The 22,235-nt window shown below is 50.7% G+C and carries 20 protein-coding genes and 8 tRNA genes; 13 read left to right on the top strand and 15 right to left on the bottom strand.

Annotated features, from left to right (window positions below):
* Nucleotides 1-11 precede the first annotated feature (11 nt).
* Genes nth through rsxA form a run of 7 tightly spaced genes read right to left on the bottom strand, consistent with a single transcriptional unit; the run spans nucleotide 12 to nucleotide 5,828 of the window.
* On the bottom strand, nucleotides 12-650 hold the full coding sequence (gene nth / locus CWE21_RS02825) for an endonuclease III (RefSeq protein ID WP_126832923.1): 639 nt from the start codon (nucleotides 648-650) through the stop codon (nucleotides 12-14).
* 33 nt (nucleotides 651-683) lie between these two features.
* Nucleotides 684-1,370, bottom strand: a complete 687-nt coding sequence (locus tag CWE21_RS02820) for an electron transport complex subunit E (RefSeq protein WP_126832921.1) — start codon at nucleotides 1,368-1,370, stop codon at nucleotides 684-686.
* Nucleotides 1,367-1,999, bottom strand: a complete 633-nt coding sequence (rsxG, locus tag CWE21_RS02815; RefSeq protein ID WP_126832919.1) for an electron transport complex subunit RsxG — start codon at nucleotides 1,997-1,999, stop codon at nucleotides 1,367-1,369. The genes CWE21_RS02820 and rsxG overlap by 4 nt, the downstream gene beginning before the upstream one ends.
* Entirely contained in the window at nucleotides 1,996-3,054 is a 1,059-nt protein-coding gene (rsxD, locus tag CWE21_RS02810; RefSeq protein WP_126832917.1) for an electron transport complex subunit RsxD, read from the bottom strand. The genes rsxG and rsxD overlap by 4 nt, the downstream gene beginning before the upstream one ends.
* On the bottom strand, nucleotides 3,051-4,685 hold the full coding sequence (gene rsxC / locus CWE21_RS02805) for an electron transport complex subunit RsxC (RefSeq protein WP_126832915.1): 1,635 nt from the start codon (nucleotides 4,683-4,685) through the stop codon (nucleotides 3,051-3,053). Before rsxC ends, rsxD begins: the two co-directional genes overlap by 4 nt.
* 1 nt (nucleotide 4,686) lies before the next feature.
* Nucleotides 4,687-5,247, bottom strand: a complete 561-nt coding sequence (gene rsxB, locus CWE21_RS02800) for an electron transport complex subunit RsxB (RefSeq protein ID WP_126832913.1) — start codon at nucleotides 5,245-5,247, stop codon at nucleotides 4,687-4,689.
* Nucleotides 5,244-5,828: an electron transport complex subunit RsxA gene (rsxA, locus tag CWE21_RS02795; RefSeq protein ID WP_126832911.1), complete on the bottom strand. Its 585-nt coding sequence runs from the start codon at nucleotides 5,826-5,828 to the stop codon at nucleotides 5,244-5,246. The genes rsxB and rsxA overlap by 4 nt, the downstream gene beginning before the upstream one ends.
* Nucleotides 5,829-6,024: 196 nt before the next feature.
* Here rsxA and CWE21_RS02790 point away from each other — a divergent pair, with 196 nt between their 5' ends.
* Nucleotides 6,025-6,588, top strand: a complete 564-nt coding sequence (locus CWE21_RS02790) for a phosphatase PAP2 family protein (RefSeq protein ID WP_126832909.1) — start codon at nucleotides 6,025-6,027, stop codon at nucleotides 6,586-6,588.
* A complete protein-coding gene (locus tag CWE21_RS02785; RefSeq protein WP_126832907.1) occupies nucleotides 6,543-7,607 on the top strand; it encodes a glycosyltransferase family protein in 1,065 nt (354 codons plus the stop codon). Before CWE21_RS02790 ends, CWE21_RS02785 begins: the two co-directional genes overlap by 46 nt.
* 4 nt (nucleotides 7,608-7,611) lie before the next feature.
* Here CWE21_RS02785 and CWE21_RS02780 read toward each other — a convergent pair.
* From CWE21_RS02780 to CWE21_RS02770, 3 genes are all read right to left on the bottom strand, one after another.
* Nucleotides 7,612-7,688: transfer RNA gene (locus tag CWE21_RS02780), tRNA-Asn, on the bottom strand.
* Nucleotides 7,689-7,718: 30 nt separating this feature from the next.
* Nucleotides 7,719-7,795 (bottom strand) — tRNA-Asn (locus CWE21_RS02775).
* Nucleotides 7,796-8,329: 534 nt separating this feature from the next.
* The gene (locus CWE21_RS02770; RefSeq protein ID WP_276567298.1) at nucleotides 8,330-9,544 is read right to left on the bottom strand and encodes a pyridoxal phosphate-dependent aminotransferase; all 1,215 of its coding nucleotides are present in this window, start codon (nucleotides 9,542-9,544) and stop codon (nucleotides 8,330-8,332) included.
* Between the two features lie 180 nt (nucleotides 9,545-9,724).
* Between CWE21_RS02770 and CWE21_RS02765 the strand changes: the two genes are divergently transcribed.
* The 3 genes from CWE21_RS02765 to CWE21_RS02755 are packed head-to-tail and all read left to right on the top strand — an operon-like array spanning nucleotide 9,725 to nucleotide 13,622.
* Nucleotides 9,725-11,095: an MATE family efflux transporter gene (locus CWE21_RS02765; protein WP_126832905.1), complete on the top strand. Its 1,371-nt coding sequence runs from the start codon at nucleotides 9,725-9,727 to the stop codon at nucleotides 11,093-11,095.
* On the top strand, nucleotides 11,095-13,119 hold the full coding sequence (gene uvrB / locus CWE21_RS02760; RefSeq protein WP_126832903.1) for an excinuclease ABC subunit UvrB: 2,025 nt from the start codon (nucleotides 11,095-11,097) through the stop codon (nucleotides 13,117-13,119). Before CWE21_RS02765 ends, uvrB begins: the two co-directional genes overlap by 1 nt.
* A 2-nt stretch (nucleotides 13,120-13,121) precedes the next feature.
* A complete protein-coding gene (locus CWE21_RS02755; RefSeq protein ID WP_126832901.1) occupies nucleotides 13,122-13,622 on the top strand; it encodes a DUF2919 family protein in 501 nt (166 codons plus the stop codon).
* Between the two features lie 89 nt (nucleotides 13,623-13,711).
* Here CWE21_RS02755 and CWE21_RS02750 read toward each other — a convergent pair.
* Nucleotides 13,712-13,787 (bottom strand) — tRNA-Val (locus tag CWE21_RS02750).
* Between the two features lie 30 nt (nucleotides 13,788-13,817).
* Nucleotides 13,818-13,893: transfer RNA gene (locus CWE21_RS02745), tRNA-Val, on the bottom strand.
* Nucleotides 13,894-14,140: 247 nt separating this feature from the next.
* Here CWE21_RS02745 and gltX point away from each other — a divergent pair.
* From gltX to CWE21_RS02715, 6 genes are all read left to right on the top strand, one after another.
* Entirely contained in the window at nucleotides 14,141-15,550 is a 1,410-nt protein-coding gene (gltX, locus tag CWE21_RS02740; protein WP_126832899.1) for a glutamate--tRNA ligase, read from the top strand.
* Nucleotides 15,551-15,564: 14 nt separating this feature from the next.
* Nucleotides 15,565-16,194 carry a carbonate dehydratase gene (gene can, locus CWE21_RS02735; RefSeq protein ID WP_126832897.1) on the top strand — a complete coding sequence of 210 codons (630 nt, stop codon included), beginning with the start codon at nucleotides 15,565-15,567 and terminating at the stop codon, nucleotides 16,192-16,194.
* A 146-nt stretch (nucleotides 16,195-16,340) separates the two neighbouring features.
* Nucleotides 16,341-16,416, top strand: a tRNA-Ala gene (locus CWE21_RS02730).
* 27 nt (nucleotides 16,417-16,443) lie between these two features.
* Nucleotides 16,444-16,519, top strand: a tRNA-Glu gene (locus CWE21_RS02725).
* A gap of 97 nt (nucleotides 16,520-16,616) precedes the next feature.
* Nucleotides 16,617-16,692, top strand: a tRNA-Glu gene (locus tag CWE21_RS02720).
* A 112-nt stretch (nucleotides 16,693-16,804) separates the two neighbouring features.
* Nucleotides 16,805-16,880 (top strand) — tRNA-Glu (locus CWE21_RS02715).
* Nucleotides 16,881-16,985: 105 nt separating this feature from the next.
* Here the strand turns inward: CWE21_RS02715 and CWE21_RS02710 are convergent.
* The gene (locus CWE21_RS02710) at nucleotides 16,986-17,609 is read right to left on the bottom strand and encodes an arylesterase (protein WP_126832895.1); all 624 of its coding nucleotides are present in this window, start codon (nucleotides 17,607-17,609) and stop codon (nucleotides 16,986-16,988) included.
* 2 nt (nucleotides 17,610-17,611) lie between these two features.
* On the opposite strand from CWE21_RS02710, the gene CWE21_RS02705 reads away from it, so the two are divergent.
* Together CWE21_RS02705 and CWE21_RS02700 are read left to right on the top strand one after the other, a co-directional pair.
* Nucleotides 17,612-18,292: an ABC transporter ATP-binding protein gene (locus CWE21_RS02705; protein ID WP_126832893.1), complete on the top strand. Its 681-nt coding sequence runs from the start codon at nucleotides 17,612-17,614 to the stop codon at nucleotides 18,290-18,292.
* Nucleotides 18,282-20,795 carry an ABC transporter permease gene (locus CWE21_RS02700; protein ID WP_126832891.1) on the top strand — a complete coding sequence of 838 codons (2,514 nt, stop codon included), beginning with the start codon at nucleotides 18,282-18,284 and terminating at the stop codon, nucleotides 20,793-20,795. Before CWE21_RS02705 ends, CWE21_RS02700 begins: the two co-directional genes overlap by 11 nt.
* An 11-nt stretch (nucleotides 20,796-20,806) precedes the next feature.
* On the opposite strand, the gene CWE21_RS02695 is transcribed toward CWE21_RS02700, so the two are convergent.
* Both CWE21_RS02695 and CWE21_RS02690 read right to left on the bottom strand, forming a co-directional pair.
* Nucleotides 20,807-21,655: an alpha/beta hydrolase family protein gene (locus CWE21_RS02695; protein ID WP_126832890.1), complete on the bottom strand. Its 849-nt coding sequence runs from the start codon at nucleotides 21,653-21,655 to the stop codon at nucleotides 20,807-20,809.
* On the bottom strand, nucleotides 21,648-22,202 hold the full coding sequence (locus CWE21_RS02690; protein WP_126832888.1) for an inner membrane-spanning protein YciB: 555 nt from the start codon (nucleotides 22,200-22,202) through the stop codon (nucleotides 21,648-21,650). The genes CWE21_RS02695 and CWE21_RS02690 overlap by 8 nt, the downstream gene beginning before the upstream one ends.
* Nucleotides 22,203-22,235: the final 33 nt, after the last annotated feature.

Genomic DNA, 22,235 nt, shown 5'->3' with positions numbered 1-22,235 from the left:
GGTCGTACTCCTTACTCGTCTGAGGTCTTGTCTTTAAATTCGCATAAATCTTCAATAATGCAACTGCCGCAGCGTGGCTTGCGCGCAATGCAAGTATAGCGGCCGTGCAAAATAAACCAGTGATGAGCGTCGACTTTGAACTCGGCTGGGATCACTTTTTCTAGCTTATCTTCAACCGCGCGCACGGTTTTACCAGGGGCAAACTTGGTACGGTTCGAAACGCGGAAGATATGGGTGTCGACAGCAATCGTCGGCCACCCGAACGCGGTATTGAGTACCACGTTGGCGGTCTTGCGTCCGACGCCGGGCAGAGCCTCAAGGGCTTCACGGTTTTCTGGGACTTCGCCGTCGTATTGGTTGACCAAGATCTCACAGGTCTTAATTACGTTCTCTGCTTTGGAATTAAATAAACCGATAGTCTTGATATAGTCTTTTACCCCATCCACGCCAAGCGCAAGCATTGCCGCAGGAGTATTCGCTGCGGGGAATAACTTACGTGTGGCTTTGTTGACTCCCACATCGGTTGCTTGCGCCGATAGCAACACAGCAATTAAAAGCTCAAAGCTCGAGTTGTACTCGAGCTCTGTGGTGGGATTTGGATTGTTTTCACGCAAGCGCGTAAGAATTTCAATGCGTTTTTGTTTGTTCATAATTTTATCTATTGGCGTTCTTCATGAGCGCTCTTATTGAGAAGTAACGCGCGCGCGTGTGACTTCTTTCACGGGTTTAGCCGCGCGTTGTTCGCGGTAATGATCAATCCAGTTTTTACCGGCAATAATAAAGCCCATGGCAATAAAGGCACCCGGTGGCAAAATCGCGAGCAGTAATGGGTAGTCGACCGCGAAAATCTCGATGCGCAAAGCAGCGGCCCAGTCACCGAGCAGTAGGTCAGCACCATCGAACAGGGTTCCGTTACCGATAACTTCACGAATGCCGCCTAGGACTATCAACACCAAGGTAAAACCAATTCCCATCATTAACCCGTCGTACGCGGCGCGTTGCCAAGGGTTCTTTGAGGCAAAGGCTTCGGCGCGACCAATGATGGCACAGTTGGTAACAATCAACGGGATAAAGATACCGAGTGACTGATAGAGGCCGTACACGTAGGCATTCATTAACAGTTGGATCACGGTGACAAAGGTCGCGATGACCATCACGAATACCGGAATCCGAATTTCCTTAGGCACCCATTCGCGTACCAGAGAGACGGTAATGTTTGAGCCGACCAATACCAATAAGGTCGCTAGACCCAGCCCCAGTGCATTGGTTACGGTCGCCGTTACTGCCAACAGCGGACACAAGCCTAAGAGCTGCACCAGCGCTGGGTTGTTTTCCCATAGGCCGTTCCAGGTGATTTCTTTGTAATTCATGCGGCACCTCCACAATTGGTAGGTTGTTGCGCCCACTCTTGCTTGTTTGCTTTGAAGGTTTGAACAGCGCGTGCGACGGCTTGCACCACAGCGCGCGGGGTAATCGTGGCGCCGGTGAACTGGTCGAACACGCCGCCGTCACGTTTGACAGCCCAGCGTGAGTCGTCGCTGCCTTGCACGGTCATGCCGTTAAACCTGGTGATCCAGTCACTTTTACGGATCTCGATTTTGTCACCAAGCCCGGGGGTTTCTTGGTGTTTCAGCGTACGTACACCCGCCACATTGCCATCCCAACGAATTGCAACGAGCAGACGAATGTTACCCGAATAGCCATTCGGAGCGACCACCTCAATGCCGGCGGCAGTCGGCTCGCCATTGAGTGTCGCAAGGTACATGGGCGTCGCTTCGCTTGCTAGGGCGTCGTGCTCGATTAAACGACACGAGGCATAGAGGTCGTTATCGTGTAATTCGGTAGGTAATAATTGGTTCAATACCTGAAGTAACTCACGTTGCTCTTCACGTGCAATGGGTTCGGCAGTGAGGCGTGCCGTCAGCATCACCAGTAGTGTTGCGACGATTGCAAAGGCGGCGAGGATCAAACCATTGCGTTGCATACTCTTCGCAATCATGAGCGACCTCCGTGACCGTAAGCGACCGGCTGGGTGTATTTATCGATGATCGGCACCGTCATGTTGGCAAGCAGCACGGCGAAAGCGACTGCGTCGGGGTAGCCACCCCAAGTCCGAATCGCGAATACGATAAAACCAATAAGCAAGCCAAAGTATAAGCGCCCACGATTCGATGTTGCTGCTGTGACAGGATCGGTGGCGATAAAGAACGCGCCCAGCATGGTCGCGCCGCTCAATAAATGCATGAGTGGTGAGACACTCTGGTCGGGTGCAAACATCCATGCGAGGGTGGCTGGAATCAAGAGGCCTAGCAGCATGCCGCCAGGGATGTGCCAGCTAATAATACGTTGTTTCAACAGCACGAGACCGCCCAGCAAGAAGGCAATGTTGACCCATTGCCAGCCAAGTCCGGCAAGGTCACCAAAAATAGGCTGCTGCAGTGCTTCGCTCATGGTTAATTGATGATTCAACGCGGTACGCAGGCTGTCGAGTGGGGTGGCCATCGTCAAGCCGTCAGCACCCATACGTAATTGCTCGAGGTTGTAACCTGCTGGAGTGAAACCCGTGAAGATCACCGATGCACTGTCCATAAAACTAAGATCGAATTGGCTGATTTCTTGCGGTAACGGCCAACTGGTCATCTGCACTGGAAAGCTGATCAGCAGCAGCACATAACCGGCCATTGCAGGATTAAAGATATTTTGCCCCACGCCGCCATACACATGCTTCACCACCACAATTGAAAAGGCGGTACCGATAACGATCAACCACCATGGCGCCAAGCCCGGAATACTGATGGCCAATAATATCGCAGTCACTAGTGCGGTATGGTCGCGCCAAGCAAAGCCAATCGGACGTCCACGCAAGCCCATGCAGGCCGCCTCAGCCCCCCAAGCGGTGATGATGGCTAAGCCGAGTTGCCACACTACGCCCCAACCAAAAAAGTAAATCAATGCGATGACACCAGGGATCAGCGCCAGGTAAACCCAACGCATGACCTGCTGCGTGGTGCGGCGCTGATGACTATGCGGAGAGGCTGCTAACTTAAAGGTCATGCGTTGTTCTCTCCATTCTTGGTTTCATTCTCGGTTTCGTTTTTGGACTGCTCTGCTGCAGCTTTTTGTTGTGCAGCTTTGCGCGCTTTAGCGCGGGCGATAGCAGCCTGAACGGCATCTTGTGGGTTTTCACCGCCAGCTTTTACCTGCTCGGCCTGTGCTTTCTTGCGTGCTTCAGCGGCTTTGCGATGACGTTCTAAACGCTCTTCTTTCTCGCGTTCTAAGCGCTCTTGTCGTGCTTCGAACCGTTCGCGCGCTATTTCAGCTTTGGCTTTTTCGCGCGCCATATTGCGCACTTCCGCTTTCGCTTTTCGATAGTAGTGCACGAGCGGAATTTCGCTTGGGCAAACATAAGCGCAAGCGCCACATTCAATACAGTCAAATAGGTTCTGTTGCTCAAGTCCGTCGTAATCTTTGGCCTTGGCTAACCACTGAAGTTGTTGTGGGAGTAGTTGAGCCGGGCAGACATCCGCACAAGCACCACAACGAATACAAGGCATTTCTTGTTGCGCTGGCGCTAGTTCGCTGACACTCGGCAGTAGTAAGCAGTTGGTAATTTTAACGACTGGCACATCGGTATCGGGTAGGGTGAAGCCCATCATAGGGCCGCCCATGATAATACGTTGCTCGTCGTTTTCGCGGGCAAAGCCGGCTTCGCGCAGAACTTCTCCGACCGGCGTACCGATGCGAACCCAATAGTTTCCTGGGCGTCGTACAGCCTCGCCGGTAACCGTCACCACGCGTTGCGTTAGGGGTTCCCCGTGTCGAATGGCGCGGCTTACCGCAAAAGCGGTCCCCACGTTCTGCATCAGCAAGCCAATATCGATGGGCAAACCGCGACTCGGTACTTGGCGTCCGGTTAAGAGTTGTATGAGTTGTTTTTCGCCACCCGACGGATACTTGGTGGGTACCACGCGCAAGCTGAATTGCGGGTAGTCTTCTAATACTTCTTTAAAAGCCGCAATGGCTTCGGGTTTATTGTCCTCAATTGCGACCAGACCTTTCTTCGCATCTGCTAAATGCAGCAATATTTTCGATCCGTCTAAGATGGTCTCGGCTTGCTCACGCATCAAGCGATCATCAGCACTGATGTATGGTTCGCACTCGACACCATTAATGATGAGGTAATCAATCGGACGCTGCAGCGCTAACTTTTGCGCAGTTGGAAAGCCTGCACCACCAAGGCCAGCGATGCCTGCGCAACGAATACGTTCCAGTAAATCGGCACGCGCGACCTGTTCGTAATCGGTCAGCCCGGTATGGCTGATACTCTCATCTTTGCCGTCTGCGGCAATGCGCACGACAATGTCGGCCATGCCAGAAGGGTGGGCAATACGTCCGGGCCCAATGGCAGTCACCGTCCCAGAGGTTGGTGCGTGGACCGGTAAGCCCATGCTCACGCCACTTTTCGTAAGCTGCTGGCCGCGCAATACACGTTCGCCTACAGCAACGCAGATTTCACCTGCGGCGCCCGAATGCTGTTTGATTGGCACAATATAATTGTCTGCCAACGGCATGTCGGCAATCGCCGCTTGATTGGATAATTCTTTGCGCTCAGGTGGGTGGATACCACCGGGGAACGACCAGATCTGGCCTGCTTCAATGGCTTTGATGTTCGCGCTTGAGGACATACTACTTAGCCTCCACAATTTGCACGGGGATTTGCTCTAAATCCCATTGCCAGTTTTCCGGGCGCGTAGGCACTGGAACCATATCAATACAGTCGACTGGGCAGGGCTCAACACACAGGTCACAGCCGGTGCATTCATGGGCTATGACGGTATGCATTTGTTTTGCCGCACCTAAAATAGCGTCGACCGGGCAGGCTTGGATACATTTAGTACAACCAATACATTCATCTTCGCGAATGACAGCTACTTTTTTGACGTCTTCTTCGCCGTGCGCAGCATCCAGTGGCTTCGCTTCGACACCCATTAAATCGGCCAGCGCTTTAATGGTCGCTTCACCGCCTGGCGGGCACTTGTTGATATCGTCGCCATTCGCGATGGCTTCGGCATACGGACGACAGCCTGGATAGCCGCACTGGCCACATTGTGTTTGTGGCAGAATCGCATCGATTTGGTCAACGATTGGATCGCTTTCAACTTTAAAGCGCACTGCTGCAAATCCCAGCACAAGGCCGAAGACGAGGGCAAGTACACCAATGGCAATGAGAGCTGAAACTAAACTCATGACAAGGTCACCAAACCACTAAAGCCCATAAACGCAAGCGACATGAGGCCAGCGGTGATCATGCCCACCGCGGCACCTTTGAAAGGCAAGGGCACATCAGCGGCGGCTAAGCGCTCACGTAATGCCGAGAACAGAATCAACACCAGTGAAAAGCCGAGTGCTGCACCAAGGCCGTAAATAATAGATTCAATAAAATTGTGCTGCTCATTGATGTTCAGCAAAGCTACACCTAACACCGCGCAATTGGTGGTGATCAAGGGCAGAAAAATGCCGAGCAAGCGATAAAGGGTTGGACTGGTTTTGTGCACCACCATTTCGGTAAATTGCACCACAACCGCAATCACCAAAATAAAACTGAGGGTTTGCAAGGCCATCAAGTCGAGCGGTAATAGCAAATAGTGATTCACCAGGTACGAACAGACCGACGCAAGGGTTAACACGAAAGTGGTCGCAGCCGACATACCCACAGCTGTTTCAAGCTTGTTGGATACCCCCATAAATGGGCATAAGCCAAGAAACTTAACCAGCACGAAATTGTTCACTAATACCGTTGCCACCAGCAACAGCAGGTATTCACCCATGTTTCCCGTCCAAATTAGCGCTAATAACTTGCGTATTATCGAATGTTTGCCGCTTTGAAACAACCGACAGACTGTAGTGTTATTCGACTTTTGCGGAATTTTTCGACGATTGTCATCGAATTTTCATCTGACTGTCGCATAAACGCCATGTTTGCCACGTACTTTAGCTGCAGTTACAGGAACAAAGGAGCCTGTTATGGTGCGGTGGCTAGCTACTTTAAGCCGTTACGACCAGCAATGGTTTTGTTGGTGTTCACAGCGCTCACAAAGCTTCCAGCAGCAGTCGTGGATCCGCTGGATTTCGCGTAGCGGTGATGGCTACATGTATGCGATTGTTGCAGGCCTACTTTACCTTAATCATCGGCAAGATGGCAGTGTGTTACTACAGCTTTTAGCGCTTGGTTTTGCTATTGAAATACCTCTATTCATGTTTATCAAGCGGGTGCTAAAACGTCCTCGTCCTTATCAGCAACTCTCAATTCAGGCCGTTATTCAAGCGCACGATCAATTTAGCTTCCCGTCCGGCCATACAACGGCCGCCTTCTTATTTGCGGGTCTAGCCGCCGCCTATTTTCCCGAGCTTTCTCTGCTGTGGTTCAGTTGGGCGACCGCTGTTGGTTTATCTCGTTTATTGCTTGGAGTGCATTATCCAGGCGATATCCTTGCTGGTGCGCTATTAGGAACCGCACTGGCGCAATTGGTAAGGAGTAGTGCATGCGAATTCTTATTGGAGTGCAGGGTACTGGCAATGGTCATTTGAGCCGTTGCAGTGCGTTAGCAGAAGCCTTAGCCAACAAGCCGGTACAAGTCGATTATTTAGTTTCAGGTCGCGCCCCAGAGCATTTCTTTGATATGGAAGCCTTTGGATCCTGGCAATGGCGTAAAGGCTTGTCTTTCGCAGTGAAAGGCGGCCGCATTGATCTCGCGGCGACGCTACAACAAAATGACTGGCGGCAATTTTGGCGTGATGTGGGGGCGCTAGACCTGAGTCATTACGATATGGTGGTGACAGATTATGAACCCGTCGTGGCTTGGGCCGCGAAGCGTCAAGGTAAGCGTTGTATTGGCATGGGGCGACAGTATGCCTTCATGGGAAGGACCAAGTCGCTGCGTTTGCCTTGGCTGTATAAGCAGATGCTCGGCTGGTTTGCACCGGCTACCGATACCGTTGGTATGCACTGGGTGAACGATGGAGCTCACATTGTGCCACCTATTGTGCATCAACGGGTTCCGGCACAGCAGGCGGCTCAAGATCACTATCTAGTCTACTTACCGTTCGAGTCGTTGCTAAGCGTACATCGGCTCTTGGTTAAGTTTCCACAGTATAGTTTTAGTGTTTTTCATCCTGAGGCGAAGCGGCAGAAAATCGCTGGGATTGACTACTATCCTCCGTCACGGATGCGCTTTGCCGAGCAATTTGTGCGCGCCGAAGGGGTGATCAGCAATGCCGGCTTTGAGACCAGCTGCGAGGCACTGAGTTACGGTAAAAAGCTGTTGGTACGACCGTTGGCAGGGCAGTTTGAGCAAATCGCTAATGCACGCTGTTTAGCTGAGCTTGGCTTAGCCTCGCAGTTACCTCAGTTGTCTGAACAAGGGCTTGCGGATTGGTTTGCCAATGCAGAAGCACAACAGTGCTATTGGCCGAATGTTGCAGAAGCGCTATCACAATGGCTAACCAGTGGTGCACACGAACGCGTTGCGGATTTAAGTCGGCGGTTATGGAAGCGGGCAGAGGTCGATAATTACAGGGCGTTATTGCGTTCGGAGTTGCTTGCTTAAAGCTTGGCTCCCCAGGTTGGATTCGAACCAACGACACATGGATTAACAGTCCACCGCTCTAACCAACTGAGCTACTGGGGAATCGAAAGGGAATTGGTTATTTGATGATGTTGGCTCCCCAGGTTGGATTCGAACCAACGACACATGGATTAACAGTCCACCGCTCTAACCAACTGAGCTACTGGGGAACACATCAAACAACGGATGCGAATGTTAAAGGTGCCCGCGCAGGCTGTCAATAGTAAAAACAAGCAAAAATGCGCGTTTGCACGTTTTCTGCGCAGGGCCTCTGAGAATTCCTTTTGTCAAGTCACAAAATCAATCGCATCTATAACATAAATCATAATACGCAATAGCCCTCGGTTATCCACAGTAGGGGCAAACTCACGCCATTCGTGGGGTTGCCGATCTTATCCACTAAATCTGTGGATAACCTTGTGGGCAAATGTGTGAGAAGCCTTAAAACTCGTGCGGTAGGGGCGAATTCGTGGGTTGCTTAAAAAGTGACTGTCTATTTATATGTTGTTTTAAATCAATACCTTACAATAAGTCATTGATTTGCGCTCAATTGCATTTACACAATCTAAAAACTGTATAGCAAAACAACAGAGGTTGTGTATTTCTTCATAACTTTGGTGAATTTTTGACAGCTAACAAGGCCCGAAACAAGGTGTTTTCGGGCTTTGTTATAAAAACTTCATATGACAGGATTGTCGTATTTGTTAACGACCGCTGTTCGCGAAGGCCTTAATGCGTGCAACAGCTTCTTTTAGCGTGTCTAAGTCGGTTGCAAAGGATAATCGGCAATGACCCGGTGCTCCGAAAGCTGAACCAGGCACCAAAGCAACTTTATTTTCATTCAATAAAGCTTCGCACCATTCAACATCGGTCGCCAATGCTTTGCTTTGCATCATTTCTTCGATATTGGCGAACGTGTAGAAAGTACCGTCTCCCTCGATACAGCGAACACCAGGAATCTCATTGAGTGCTTTGACCAAGTAATCATGACGCTCTTTGAAAGCTTTAATCATGGTATCGATACAGCTTTGGTCGCCAGTTAGCGCCGCTAAAGCAGCATATTGACTAATACTTGCTGGATTCGAGGTGCTTTGCGATTGAATTTTCTTCATTGCCGCGATTAACGGGGCAGGGCCGGCGGCATAGCCGATACGCCAACCTGTCATCGCATAGGCTTTTGAGACGCCAGAGAGCAATACGATGCGGTCTTTAAGATCTGGTGCTGCCATGGCGATGTTTGCGAATGGGAAATCGGCCCAAAGGATATGCTCGTACATATCATCACTGGCGATTAATACCTGCGGATGCTGACGCAGCACTTCAGCCAATGCAGCGAGCTCTTCTTTGCTATATGCAGTACCCGTAGGATTCGACGGACTATTCAAAAATAGTAAACGCGTTTTAGGAGTGATCGCCGCAGCAAGTTGTTCTGGAGTGATCTTATAGCGCTGTTCAATACCAGCTTGAATAAACTTTGGCTCGGCGCCGACAAGTTTCGCCATATCAGGGTATGAAACCCAGTAGGGCGCTGGTACTAAAACTTCGTCGCCAGGATTCAGCCACGCGCTTAGCAAGTTAAAGATACTGTGCTTACCACCGGCTGAGATGAGAATCTCGTTTTTCTCGTAATTCAGATCGTTATCGCGCTTGAACTTATCAATGACCGCTTGCTTCAATTCGACGATACCATCTACCGCAGTATATTTGGTATGACCGGCATCGATCGCTTGCTTGGCCGCTTCTTTAATGAAGTCAGGTGTATCAAAATCCGGCTCGCCGACACCGAGACCGATAACGTCATGGCCTGCAGCTTTCAGTTCGGCTGCTTTTTGTGAAACAGCAAGCGTAGGAGAGGGTTGAATTGCATTAACACGATCAGACAATGTGTAGTTCACGGCGATTTCCTGTGGATCTAACATAAGCAGGTGGTTCGTAAGAAGGTATGTACTATATGATCCTCGCAGATTGTTGTCCATGATCGGAATGGGATCATCGCGCAAATTTCTGTGCTTTTTTGGCGCCAAGATAGCGGCAAAAACCGATTTCCGTTACACTAGGCGACTTTAGATTTCACCCGCAAAAACACCTTAGGAAGCTTAATGGCCTCAGCAGTATCGGCACGATCTTTGGTAAATGACCCTATCCCGCGTACGTTATGGCAAATGACGTGGCCGGTGATCATTGGGGTGCTGACGCTGATCAGCTTTAACGTGGTCGATACCTTCTTTGTCGGTATGCTAGGTACGGATCCCTTGGCCGCGGTGAGCTTTACCTTTCCGGTGACCTTTACTGTGGTCAGTCTTGCGATTGGCTTGGGGATTGGCACCTCTGCCGTACTCGCGCGCAAGCGCGGCGCGGGGCGTCAAGAGCATGCGCGCTTTGACGGCACGATCGCGCTTGTGGCTTCTGCACTTTTAGTCGCGGCGCTTTCAGTGGTCGGTTTGTTTCTGATGAATCCGATTTTTACTGCGTTGCAGGCGCAAGAACGCCTGCTACCGCTGATCCATGAGTATATGTACATTTGGTTTGCCGGTGCGACCTTGCTGGTGATCCCGATGGTCGGCAATGCGGTGTTGCGTTCTTCGGGTGACACGCGAACGCCTTCACTGATCATGGCATCTGGCGGGTTATTGAACGCTATTTTTGATCCGATTTTGATTTTTGGTCTTGGTCCCATCCCAGCTTTAGGCGTTCAGGGCGCAGCCTTAGCGAGCCTCATCAGCTGGACCATTGGTACCGTATTGGTGCTTTGGTACCTCAAATACAAAGATCTTATTAGCCTCAAAGTTCCGCAAGATGCCCATCCCATTCGTTCGGCGCGACAAATATTGTCGATAGGTTTACCCGCTGCGGGCGCAAATATGCTCACACCAGCTGCTATGGCCGTGTTAACCGCAATCATTGCCGGTTACGGCGCACCAGCGGTTGCTGCATTTGGGGTTGGTACGCGGCTTGAGTCGCTCGCCAGTGTCATTATTTTGGCGCTGTCGATGAGTTTACCGCCGTTAATTAGTCAAAACTTCGGCGCTATGCAGTTTCAGCGGGTAAAAGATGCATACCTAACGGCCTTGCGGGCGGTTATTGTCTTGCAGTTTGCTATTTACTTGCTGTTACTGGTAACGGCACCTTACATTGCGATGGTGTTTACAGATGATCCTGAAGTGGCTCGACTGATACGCCTGTTTATTTACATCATGCCCCTAGGCTATGGCATGCAAGGCGTGATTATTCTCACCAACTCCAGTTTTAATGCCATGCACGCACCGATGTCGGCGCTGTGGTTGAGTATCGTGCGTTTGTTCGTGATGTTCGTCCCGCTGAGTTACATTGGCTCACTCATTGCCGATATGACAGGCCTGTTTATGGGTGGTGTTATCGCGAATTTCATTACCGCGTTGATCGCTTGGCAATGGTTTAAACGTTTCTTGCAGAAAGAATGGGCGCAAGAACAGCAAAAGGAGGCTGTTTAATGGCACGTGCTTTTGAGCTCGTTTCCGATTATCAACCGGCGGGGGATCAGCCCCAAGCTATTGAAAAACTCGTCGATAACCTTGACGCTGGTTTAGCACACCAAACCTTGCTGGGAGTTACCGGCTCGGGTAAGACGTTTACCATGGCTAATGTGATTCAAAAAATCCAACGGCCGACGTTGATCCTTGCGCATAACAAAACGCTCGCGGCGCAGTTGTATGGCGAAATGAAAGAGTTCTTTCCCAATAATGCCGTTGAGTATTTTGTCTCTTATTACGATTACTATCAGCCCGAAGCCTACGTGCCGACCACTGATACCTTTATCGAGAAAGACGCCTCAATTAACGACCACATTGAGCAAATGCGTTTGTCAGCGACTAAGGCTTTGATGGAACGCCGTGATGTCGTCTTGGTTGCGTCTGTTTCGTGTATTTATGGTTTGGGTGATCCTGAGTCGTACATGAAAATGATGTTGCACTTACGCCGTGGTGACATCATCGATCAGCGCGATATTTTACGCCGCTTAGCGCAACTGCAGTACAAGCGCAACGATGCTGCGTTTGAACGTGGTACCTACCGAGTGCGTGGTGAAGTGATTGATATCTTCCCAGCCGAGTCGGATGAGATGGCGGTGCGGGTAGAGTTGTTCGACGACGAAATCGATCGGATTAGCTTTTTCGAGCCGTTGACAGGGCAAGTGATGCAGGCGGACGTTGCGCGAGCAACGATTTATCCGAAAACGCACTATGTGACGCCACGCGAGACGCTATTAAAGGCCATTGACCAGATCAAAGAAGAATTGAAAGAGCGTCGTCAGCAGTTGCTGGATGCCAACAAACTCATTGAAGAGCAACGCATCACGCAGCGTACCCAATACGATATCGAAATGATGCTTGAACTCGGCTATTGCTCCGGTATCGAAAACTACTCACGTTACCTCTCTGGCCGCGCACCGGGCGAGCCACCGCCAACGTTGTTAGATTATTTGCCGGACGATGCTTTGATGATCATCGACGAGTCGCACGTGACGGTGTCACAGATAGGTGCCATGTATAAAGGCGACCGTTCGCGCAAGGAAAATTTGGTGAACTATGGCTTTCGTTTGCCATCGGCACTCGATAACCGCCCGTTAAAGTTTGAAGAGTTTGAAGCCATTGCGCCACAGCGCGTCTATGTGACTGCAACTCCGGGACCTTATGAGCTAGAAAAGTCAGCGGGCGAGGTCATTGAACAAGTGGTGCGGCCAACAGGCTTGGTGGATCCAACGATTGAAGTGCGGCCGGTCGCAACTCAGGTCGATGATTTAATGTCGGAGGTGCGCGAGCGTGTCGAACGTAATGAGCGCGTACTCGCGACAACACTAACCAAGAAGATGGCGGAAGATCTCAGCGACTATCTTGATGAGCATGGGATTAAAGTGCGCTACTTGCACTCCGATATCGACACCGTCGAGCGCATGGAAATCATTCGTGATTTGCGTTTAGGCGAGTTTGATGTCTTGGTGGGGATCAACCTGCTGCGTGAGGGGCTCGATATGCCAGAGGTCAGCTTGGTCGCGATTTTAGATGCCGACAAAGAAGGCTTCCTGCGTTCTGATCGTTCGTTGATTCAGACCATGGGGCGTGCCGCCCGGAATGTGAATGGTAAAGCTATTCTGTACGCCGACAAAATAACGGGTTCGATGCAACGCGCGATGGATGAGACGGAGCGTCGTCGGGCCAAACAGATTGCCTATAACGAAGAGCATGGCATCACTCCGCAGGGACTGAATAAACGTATCACCGATGTGATGGACTTAGGTGGTGCCCGGCAACGTCGCCGCAACTACGATGAACGTAAAGCGATTGCGGAAGCTGAAGCGAAGTACGACGTCGACCTCAATGATCCAATTGCCATCATGAAGGTCTTAGAGAAAAAAGAAAAAGAAATGTACCAAGCAGCTAAAGACTTGGAGTTCGAGAAAGCTGCACAGCTTCGTGACGATGTGTCTAAATTACGTGAACGCATCAAGTTGTTGGGGTAGGGATGCAACTTCAGTTCGGCGATGAGCGCTACTTAACCAACGATGGACAGTTACGGACACCGCTTGCTTTGGTGTTCGTACTTGCACTATTTCTGCGCGGTTATATCGCTTGGATAATTTCGCTTACGTTCAGGGAAGATCGCAGCCGCTTATTGCAGTTTTTCTATAGCAACACTGAACAGTTCGTGCTGACGCTGAGTGTTGGTTTGCCGGCATTGGCAGTGTTGGTCATGCTTACCCAAATGAAAGCCAAATTGCCTAAGTGGGTTCCTAGGTTTGCGCGAATCGCGCCATGGTTATTGTGGGCGAGCTGGATCGCCGATGGTGTTTTGTTAGCAAGCTTGGTTGCCAGTAATTGGCCACACTTTGCCTTCGCAAAGGCATTTATTATTTTTGCTTGGTTAGTGGCTTTCTGGCTGCTGCTTTATTCGCGGCATCTGAAAAGGTTTTTTCAGCTATTAGCAAGCGACAAACATAGCGATAAGGGATGGTCTGCCCCGTAGTAGAACTACGGGCTACGTGTGTTTTGTTTTGGTTTTAAACAAACAACGAACAGCGAATAGCAAACATCGCTTTTGAATTTCAAGGGAAGTGGTGGATGGTACTGGGCTCGAACCAGTGACCCCCGCCTTGTAAGGGCGGTGCTCTCCCAGCTGAGCTAACCATCCTGGGATTCGGTCTGCAGAAAAATTAAAGAGTGGTGGATGGTACTGGGCTCGAACCAGTGACCCCCGCCTTGTAAGGGCGGTGCTCTCCCAACTGAGCTAACCATCCGTTTTCTCTGCGTTGCGGGGCGGTATTATAGGGCGCTGCGCAAGCCTGTCAACAAAAAATAATAGCCAAAAGTACTGTTTGCTGTCTTTTTCACCGATTCGCGCGAGTTTCGAGCAATTCGGGCGAAAAGTCCTTCGCTTTTCGCAAAACCCCGCTGCTTTTTAGCAAAACCAGTGATGCGACCACCCCTAGTTATTGCTAAACTACGCAGCAAAATAACCCGAATGATGCGGAGAATGCAACTAATATGACGGTCGTAACTCGATTTGCCCCAAGCCCAACTGGTTATCTTCACGTTGGTGGCGCGCGTACAGCGCTTTATTCATGGTTGGTAGCCAAGGCTGCTGGCGGAAAATTTGTTCTACGAATTGAAGATACGGATCGCGAACGCTCAACACAGCCTGCGATCGATGCCATTTTAGAAGGTATGGAATGGTTGGGCTTGAACTGGGACGAGGGCCCGTTCTATCAAACTAAACGCTTTGACCGCTATCAGCACTACATCGATAAGTTGCTCGACGAAGACAAAGCCTATAAATGTTATTGTTCGACTGAGCGTCTCGAGAAAATGCGTGACGAGCAGATGGCGCGTGGCGAGAAGCCTCGCTATGACGGCCACTGCCGTGACAATCCGAATGTCGGTGGCGACCGTTATGTCATCCGTTTTCGTAACCCGCAAACGGGCTCTGTGAAGTTCAATGATCACATCCGTGGCCCAATTGAATTTGCCAACACCGAACTCGATGACTTAATCATTGCCCGTAGCGATGGTACGCCGACCTACAATTTCTGTGTGGTGATTGACGATTGGGAAATGAACATCACCCATGTGGTGCGTGGCGAAGACCATATCAACAATACACCTCGGCAAATCAATATTCTCCAAGCCTTGGGTGCACCGGTACCCGAGTACGCGCATGTTTCAATGATTTTGGGTGACGATGGTAAGAAACTCTCCAAGCGTCACGGTGCGGTGAGCGTCATGCAATACCGTGATGACGGTTACTTGCCGCAGGCCGTGCTAAATTATCTGGTACGCCTCGGTTGGTCACACGGCGATCAAGAAATCTTTAGCGTTGATGAAATGATTCGCTTGTTCAAGCTTGACGACGTCAACAAAGCGGCATCTGCGTTTAACACTGAGAAGCTTAACTGGCTTAATCAACATTACATGAAAGCGTTGCCAGTGAGCGAGGTTGCCGAATATCTACAGTGGCACTTTACCGATCAGGCCATCGACGTGAGTAAAGGTCCTGCTTTAGAAAAAATCATTCCGTTGCTGGCAGACCGCGTGAAGACCTTGAAAGAGATGGCGAGTTCAGCACGCTATTTCTATGAAGAATATGAAAACTTTGATGAGGCTGCGGCGAAGAAGCATTTGCGTCCAGTTGCCCGTGAAGCGCTCGAAGCGGTGCAAGACCGCCTCGCGAGTGTAAGCGAGTGGAATGCCGCAAACATCCAAGCGGCGATTCAAGCGACTGCCGATGACCTCGGTGTAGGTATGGGCAAAGTAGGGATGCCATTACGTGTTGCCGCTACCGGCTCTGGGAACTCACCATCACTTGACGTTACTTTAGAACTTCTTGATCAAGAGCAAGTGGTCGGACGCATTGCGCGGGCGATTTCGTTTATTATGGAGCGCGAACAAGCGCAATAATAGGAAAAGACGCAATGCCAAAAGTTCGGCAGCTCATTGCCAACAATAAAGAGTGGGCCAAATTAATGATTGAAGAAGATCCGCAGTTCTTTGCGGATCTTGTGGCGCAACAAAGTCCTGAGTACTTGTGGATAGGGTGTTCGGACAGTCGGGTGCCTGCGAATCAGGTGGTTGGCATGGCGCCGGGTGAGCTCTTCGTCCATCGTAATGTTGCGAATCAGGTTATCCAGACGGACTTCAACTGCCTATCGGTGGTGCAATATGCGGTCGATGCGCTAAAAGTAAAGCATATTCTCGTGGTCGGACATTACGGTTGTGGCGGCGTTCGTGCAGCAACGGAAAATTGCACACACGGCCTCGTTGATCACTGGCTCTATCCTATTAAAGATATTTATCGTGATCACCATTTAGAGCTTGAGGCTCTTGATGAACACGCGCGAATTGACCGTTTGTGCGAGTTGAACGTTATCGAACAGGTTCGTAACTTAGCCAAAACCACGATTATTCAGAATGCATGGGAGCGAGGCCAAGAGCTCGCCATTCACGGGTGGGTGTATAGCTTGGAAGATGGCTTGGTACGAGATATGGAAGTGACGGTACAAGATCGCGAATCACTCGAGCGTATCTATCATTTTGCCGAGTAGGGTGCTTTTGTCATACTTATTAGGCAATCATTGGCGAGCATTTGTGCGAACTGCCTAATTTTTTAGCAAACGATTCAAATTGCCGAAAAAAAGGGTTGACGGTTAGCAACGATTTACCATAGAATTCGCCCCGCTGTCAGGGTACTGGGGCTATAGCTCAGCTGGGAGAGCGCTTGCATGGCATGCAAGAGGTCAGCGGTTCGATCCCGCTTAGCTCCACCACATACACTGGCAGGTTTGGAAGACTGCGTCCCCTTCGTCTAGAGGCCTAGGACACCGCCCTTTCACGGCGGTAACAGGGGTTCGAATCCCCTAGGGGACGCCACTTTCAAAACCGTTGTTCGCTATTCGATGTTCGCCGTTTGATTAAACCAACAGCGAACAGCAAAGAGCAAACATCGCAGTTAGTTTTTTTGTCCGGGGTCCCCTTCGTCTAGAGGCCTAGGACACCGCCCTTTCACGGCGGTAACAGGGGTTCGAATCCCCTAGGGGACGCCAACAATTTAAAAACGTTGTTCGCTATTCGCACGCTCACTGCGTTTGCTCTTCGCTCTTGGTTTAAACCAACAGCAAACAGCAAATAGCAAACATCGCTTTCCAGTAGTCCAGGGTCCCCTTCGTCTAGAGGCCTAGGACACCGCCCTTTCACGGCGGTAACAGGGGTTCGAATCCCCTAGGGGACGCCATATTTCCAAAAACGCTACTCGCTATTCGCACGCTCACTGCGTTCGCTCTTCGTGGTTTGTTTAAACCAACATCAAACAGCAAATAGCAAACATCGCTCTTAGTTTTTAGCCTTTTCCTAGTAATTCTAGAAGATGCGGCTCCATAATGTCCGCAATATCGTCTTGCGCCTCACGATTCGGGTGAATTCCGTCGTTTTGCATCAATTCAGGCTTGACCGCAATCTGTTCCATAAAGAATGGGATCAACAGTGTATCGGTGCTTTCCGTCACGTCTGGAAAAATATCCGCGAACATATCGCTGTAGCGACGGCCGTAGTTCGGCGGAATTCGCACCTGACTCACCGCAACTTTAATGCCTTCCTCTTGCAAGCGCTCAATGATTTGTAACAAATTAGATTTAATCGCCATCGGGGTGAAGCCACGTAAGCCATCATTACCGCCTAATTCAACGAAAACCGCATCGGGTTGGTGGGTTTTGATTACGCCATTGAGGCGATTAAGCGCACCTTGGGTGGTGTCACCGCTAATGCTAGCGTTGACGAGCGTGATAGAGGGGTAGGTCTGCTGCCAACGTTGCTGTAGGATGCCTACCCATGACTCTTTTTGTGACATGCCGTAACCGGCACTCAGGCTATCGCCGAGCACGACCAGTGAGACATTTGCCGAAACTGGACGTATAAGGACAACGACGAACAAAATTAAACCCAATTTAACTAGGAAGTTTTTCATAGATGCTTATTCAAACCACTCAATTAAAGAAAGATGTTGAAACTAGTGAGGGTATTTTACACATTTTACAACCCACTGACCTGCAAATTGCTGCGGGCGAAACCGTTGCCATTGTTGGCGCGTCGGGTTCGGGTAAATCCACACTACTCAGTTTACTTGCAGGCTTGGACCTCGCTAGTGCCGGAAATGTTTCTATAGATAACGTAAATTTGGGCGATTTGGATGAAGAGCAGCGTGCAAAAGTCCGTGCTGACAAGATCGGTTTTATCTTTCAGTCGTTTTTGTTGATTCCAAGTCTTACGGCGCTCGAGAACGTGATGCTTCCTGCTGAACTCGCTGGCAATCGAGATGCGGAGAAGCAGGCGCGTGAGCTGCTAAGTAAGGTAGGTCTGCAAGATCGCTTGACCCATTACCCGAATCAGCTATCAGGTGGTGAACAGCAGCGTGTGGCGATTGCGCGGGCCTTCGTCGGCACGCCCAAAATTTTATTTGCCGATGAACCTACCGGCAACCTTGATGCTGCCACCGGGCAAAAAGTCGAAGATCTATTGTTCCAAATGAACGAAGAGTCAGGCACGACCTTGGTGATGGTGACGCACGACAGTGAGCTCGCGAAGCGCTGCCAGCGCGTATTGCGGATGGACGCAGGGCAGTTATCAGAGGTGGTGCGCGATGTGGCATAAAATCTCGTGGCGTTTGTTAAAGCATGAGTTGCGCCGCGGTGAACTGACCATTATGGCCGCGGCTATCGTGTTATCGGTGACCGCTGTTTTGTCGTTGGCACTATTTACCGATCGGTTACAAGCGGGACTTACCGAGCGTAGCGCTGAGTTTCTTGCCGCCGATCGCGTGCTCAGTTCGCGTCGTGACGTGAGCGAAGACTGGATTGCTCGCGCGCAAGCGGAAGGTCTACAGACCGCGCAGCGAGTGGTGTTTAACTCGATGGCGTTCGCCGGTGAGCAACTGGCGTTGGTCGACGTTAAAGCCGTGAGCGATGGTTATCCATTGCGGGGCGAGTTGCGGGTCGCCGAACAACCCTATGCGCAAGATGCATTAGCTGAAGGGTTGCCTGCTGCGGATGAAGCGTGGGTGGCCGCCGCCTTGTTTCAGGAGCTCCAGCTAGAGATTGGCGATACCATTGAAATAGGCGATAGCGGTTTTATCGTAACGAAAGTGTTGACCTATGAGCCGGATGTTGGCTTTTCGGTCTTTACCGATAGCCCAAATGTCTTGATTAATTATTCTGAGCTTGCGGCAACCGGTTTGATACAGCCGGGCAGTCGCGTGCGTTTTAACGTGCTCTATGCGGGCGAGCCAGCGGCGCTCGATGCCTACGAAGCGTGGTTACGGCCACAGTTGAACGACGACACCCACAATTGGCGGAGTGTCGAGGACGGTGATTCACCGTTAGCGCGCAGTTTACGCCGTGCTGAGCGCTTTATGCTATTGGCAAGTTTGCTTGGTGTAGTGTTAGCGGCAACGGCCGTCGCAGTCGCGGCGCAGCGTTACTGCCAGCGAAACTATGATGTGGTAGCTATCTTCAAAACTATGGGCGCGCAACGCAGCCAGATCCAGAAAATCTTTATTTTGCATTTGCTGTTGTTGACCACTTTTAGTATTGGTATTGGCGTCGCGTTGGGTTGGTTGATTCAAAGCCAAGTCGTTGATTTAGTAGCTCAATATTTTGACGTGAATCTCCCGCCTGGTAGTGGCCGTGGCTATTTGCTAGCCATCGGTACCGGCTTGGTCAGTGCGGTGATGTTTACCTTGTATCCGCTCCTGCGCTTGGTCGGGATTCCGCCTTTGCGGGTGTTAAATCGTCAGCTTACCGGTACTGACCGTCTACGTTGGCTACACTGGGTGGCATCCGGTGGGACGATTTATCTGTTGCTATGGTTGTACAGCCAGCAGTGGCTACTCTCCACCGCATTGTTCGTTGGCGGTGCTTTGGCAGCGGTGTTGCTGCTGGTCGTAGGGCGTTTGTTCATTCGCGCCAGTCGCCAGGCTGGCATGCAGGCGGGAAGTGCGTGGCGTCTTGCCATGGCAGGTTTGCAGCGTCGTGCGCAGGCAAATAGTGTGCAGATGCTGAGCTTTTCGACCGCCATTATGCTGTTGTTACTGGTGCTTGCCTTGCGCCACGAGCTGTTGGCGGATTGGCAGCGTCAGCTCCCTGACGATGCGCCGAATTACTTTCTGATCAATGTTGCTGAGGACGATGTCGAGCAACTGCAACAGCGCTTTGCTGAGCGTGATATTGCCGCTGAAGACATGTATCCGATAGTACCGGGGCGCATGACCGCAGTGAATGGTGTGCCAGTAGTGGATGAGGTCTCCAAAGAAGAGCGTGAAAGCGATGCCGAAGTTCAAGGTGAGCAGCGTGAGGGCTTTGGTCGTGAGTTATCTCTAACCTGGCGCGATACCTTGCCTCCAAATAATGAAATCACCGCAGGTGAGTGGTGGGGCGAGAACGCAGAACCACAAGTTTCTATCGAAAGTGAAGTTGCCGAGCGTATGCGTGTTGGTCTTGGCGATGAGCTGGAGTTCAATATTGGCGGTGAGGTCTTCACAGTGCCAATTACCAGTATCCGCGAAGTGAACTGGGGCTCGTTACAGCCGAACTTCTTCATGATCTTCAACACTTCGACCCTCGAAGAGTTCCCGGCAACCTATATCTCAAGCTTTAACTTACCGCAGGAGCGTAAGTCAGAGCTCTATGAGTTGTTCAAACCCTTCCCTCAGGTCTCTTTGATTGATCTCGATGCTATTATGGACCAGTTGCGAGAAGTCATTGAACAAGTGAGTGTGGCGATTCTCTTTGTGTTGATCTTGGTGATCGTCGCCGGCATTTTGGTGCTGCTGGCCCAAGTACAAGCTTCCTTAGAGGAACGCGAGAAGGAGTTAGTGATTCTACGTACATTAGGTGCGCCGGCGAAGCTTTTGAGTCGCGCAGTGACCTATGAGTTTGTCATTTTGGGCGCAATCAGTGGCTTAATTGCAACTCTAGCGATGGAGCTATCCCTGTATATTTTGCAAACGCAAGTGTTCGAATTAGGGGCGACATTCCATTGGCGCTTCTGGTTAGTGGGTCCGCTTGCCGGCGCAGTAATTGTCGGTTTAATGGGCCGTATCGCGTGTGCTCGACTGATTCGTCGCAATACGGCTCAATTGATTCGTCGTTTAGCTTAGGCGGCTGGGATTTATTCAGGTAGCGCCGCAGAAAGTTGCGGCGCTAGCAACTTCTCCCAAACCTGCTGGCTACGAGGGCGAAATAAGGAAAAGTGTCGAATCGCGTCGACATCAAGATCTTCGGGCGTAACGAAATGGCGGCGTTGTGGTGCCGATGCATAAAAATCGTGCATCGCGGTAATATTTCGCGGCGTGAGCAGCTCGTCATCACTAAACGCCAAGCTAATGATTGGTGTCGACACGCGCGCATAGCGCTTGTAGAGGTCTTCCGCTCCCACCAGATAGTCAGGGTGCAGGCACCATTTACGCCACTGTGCCATCGCACTACGTGGCACATTACCAACAATACCTAGACGCTCACCAGGGAAGTAGCCAACTAGAGGCAATAGCCAGGGCACAATGCCGCGCCACAATACCCATGATTTGTACTTGAGGCTAGGCTTGGTGTCACGCCAGAATCCAGTGCCAGTGGCGACGGTAACCATGCGTTCCACCTCGTCATGACGCTCAAGCATACCGAATAATTGCCCGCCAATGCTGTGGGCGAACCACACTACGGGCACCTTAAAGTTATCTAAGGCGTAATTAAGTACCGTTTGCGCGTCATAACGCGCCCAATCACTGATGCTGCTGTCCACTTGGCGTAAATTACCACCGTGACTGTCGCCAATACCAAAGTAGTCAAAACTGAGCACATGGTAGCCTTGCTGGGCTAACCATTGGCAAAATTCATGGTAGTAGCGTTGCGGGACGGCCATCGCCGGCGCCATGATCACCACTTTTTCCGCGTTATCCGTGGCAAATTGATGAACTCGGATGGACCTTCCTGGGGCGCTTTCGAGGGTAAAGGAGTTACTCAATTTCTTCGCTGTCCTTGTCGCGATCGGTGTGATGCTTAAACATATAAGCGCCGGTAAAGATGGTAAAGACGAGCGTCGCACCCAGCGTACCGAACACTTTGAAGTTAACCCAGACGTCCAGACTCATGCGCTCAGCGATATAGAGGTTTACCGCAGCCAGAGCGAGCGTAAAAATAACCCATGCGTACGTCAGGCGTCGCCAGGCAAAATCGGGGAGGTTGATTTCTTCGCCGAGAAACTGCTGCAGCGGACTGCGCTTTTTCCACCACAGGCCTACAAGTAAAAAGAGCGCGATCGCGACGTAAATAACGCTCACTTTGATCTTAATAAACCATTCATCGTGTAAGAATAAGGTGATGGAGCCGAAAATCAGCACCATCCATAGGATGATCCAGTGGCGTGGGGTAATCACTTCACGCATAAACTTAAGGGCAACGATTTGCAAAACCGTGCCGAGCATCAGTACGCCGGTGGCGAGGAAGATATCGCCCAACAAGTAAAAGACAAAAAACAGCGCAATAGGTAAATATTCAAGTACAAACAGCATGGTGGTTTCCGTTCACATTTTATGTGTCGAGTT

Source organism: Pseudidiomarina aquimaris (assembly GCF_003987395.1).
In the GTDB taxonomy this organism is placed as follows: domain Bacteria; phylum Pseudomonadota; class Gammaproteobacteria; order Enterobacterales; family Alteromonadaceae; genus Pseudidiomarina; species Pseudidiomarina aquimaris.
Note: the sequence above shows the minus strand (reverse complement) of the source record. Positions and strands in the feature narration are given on the sequence as shown.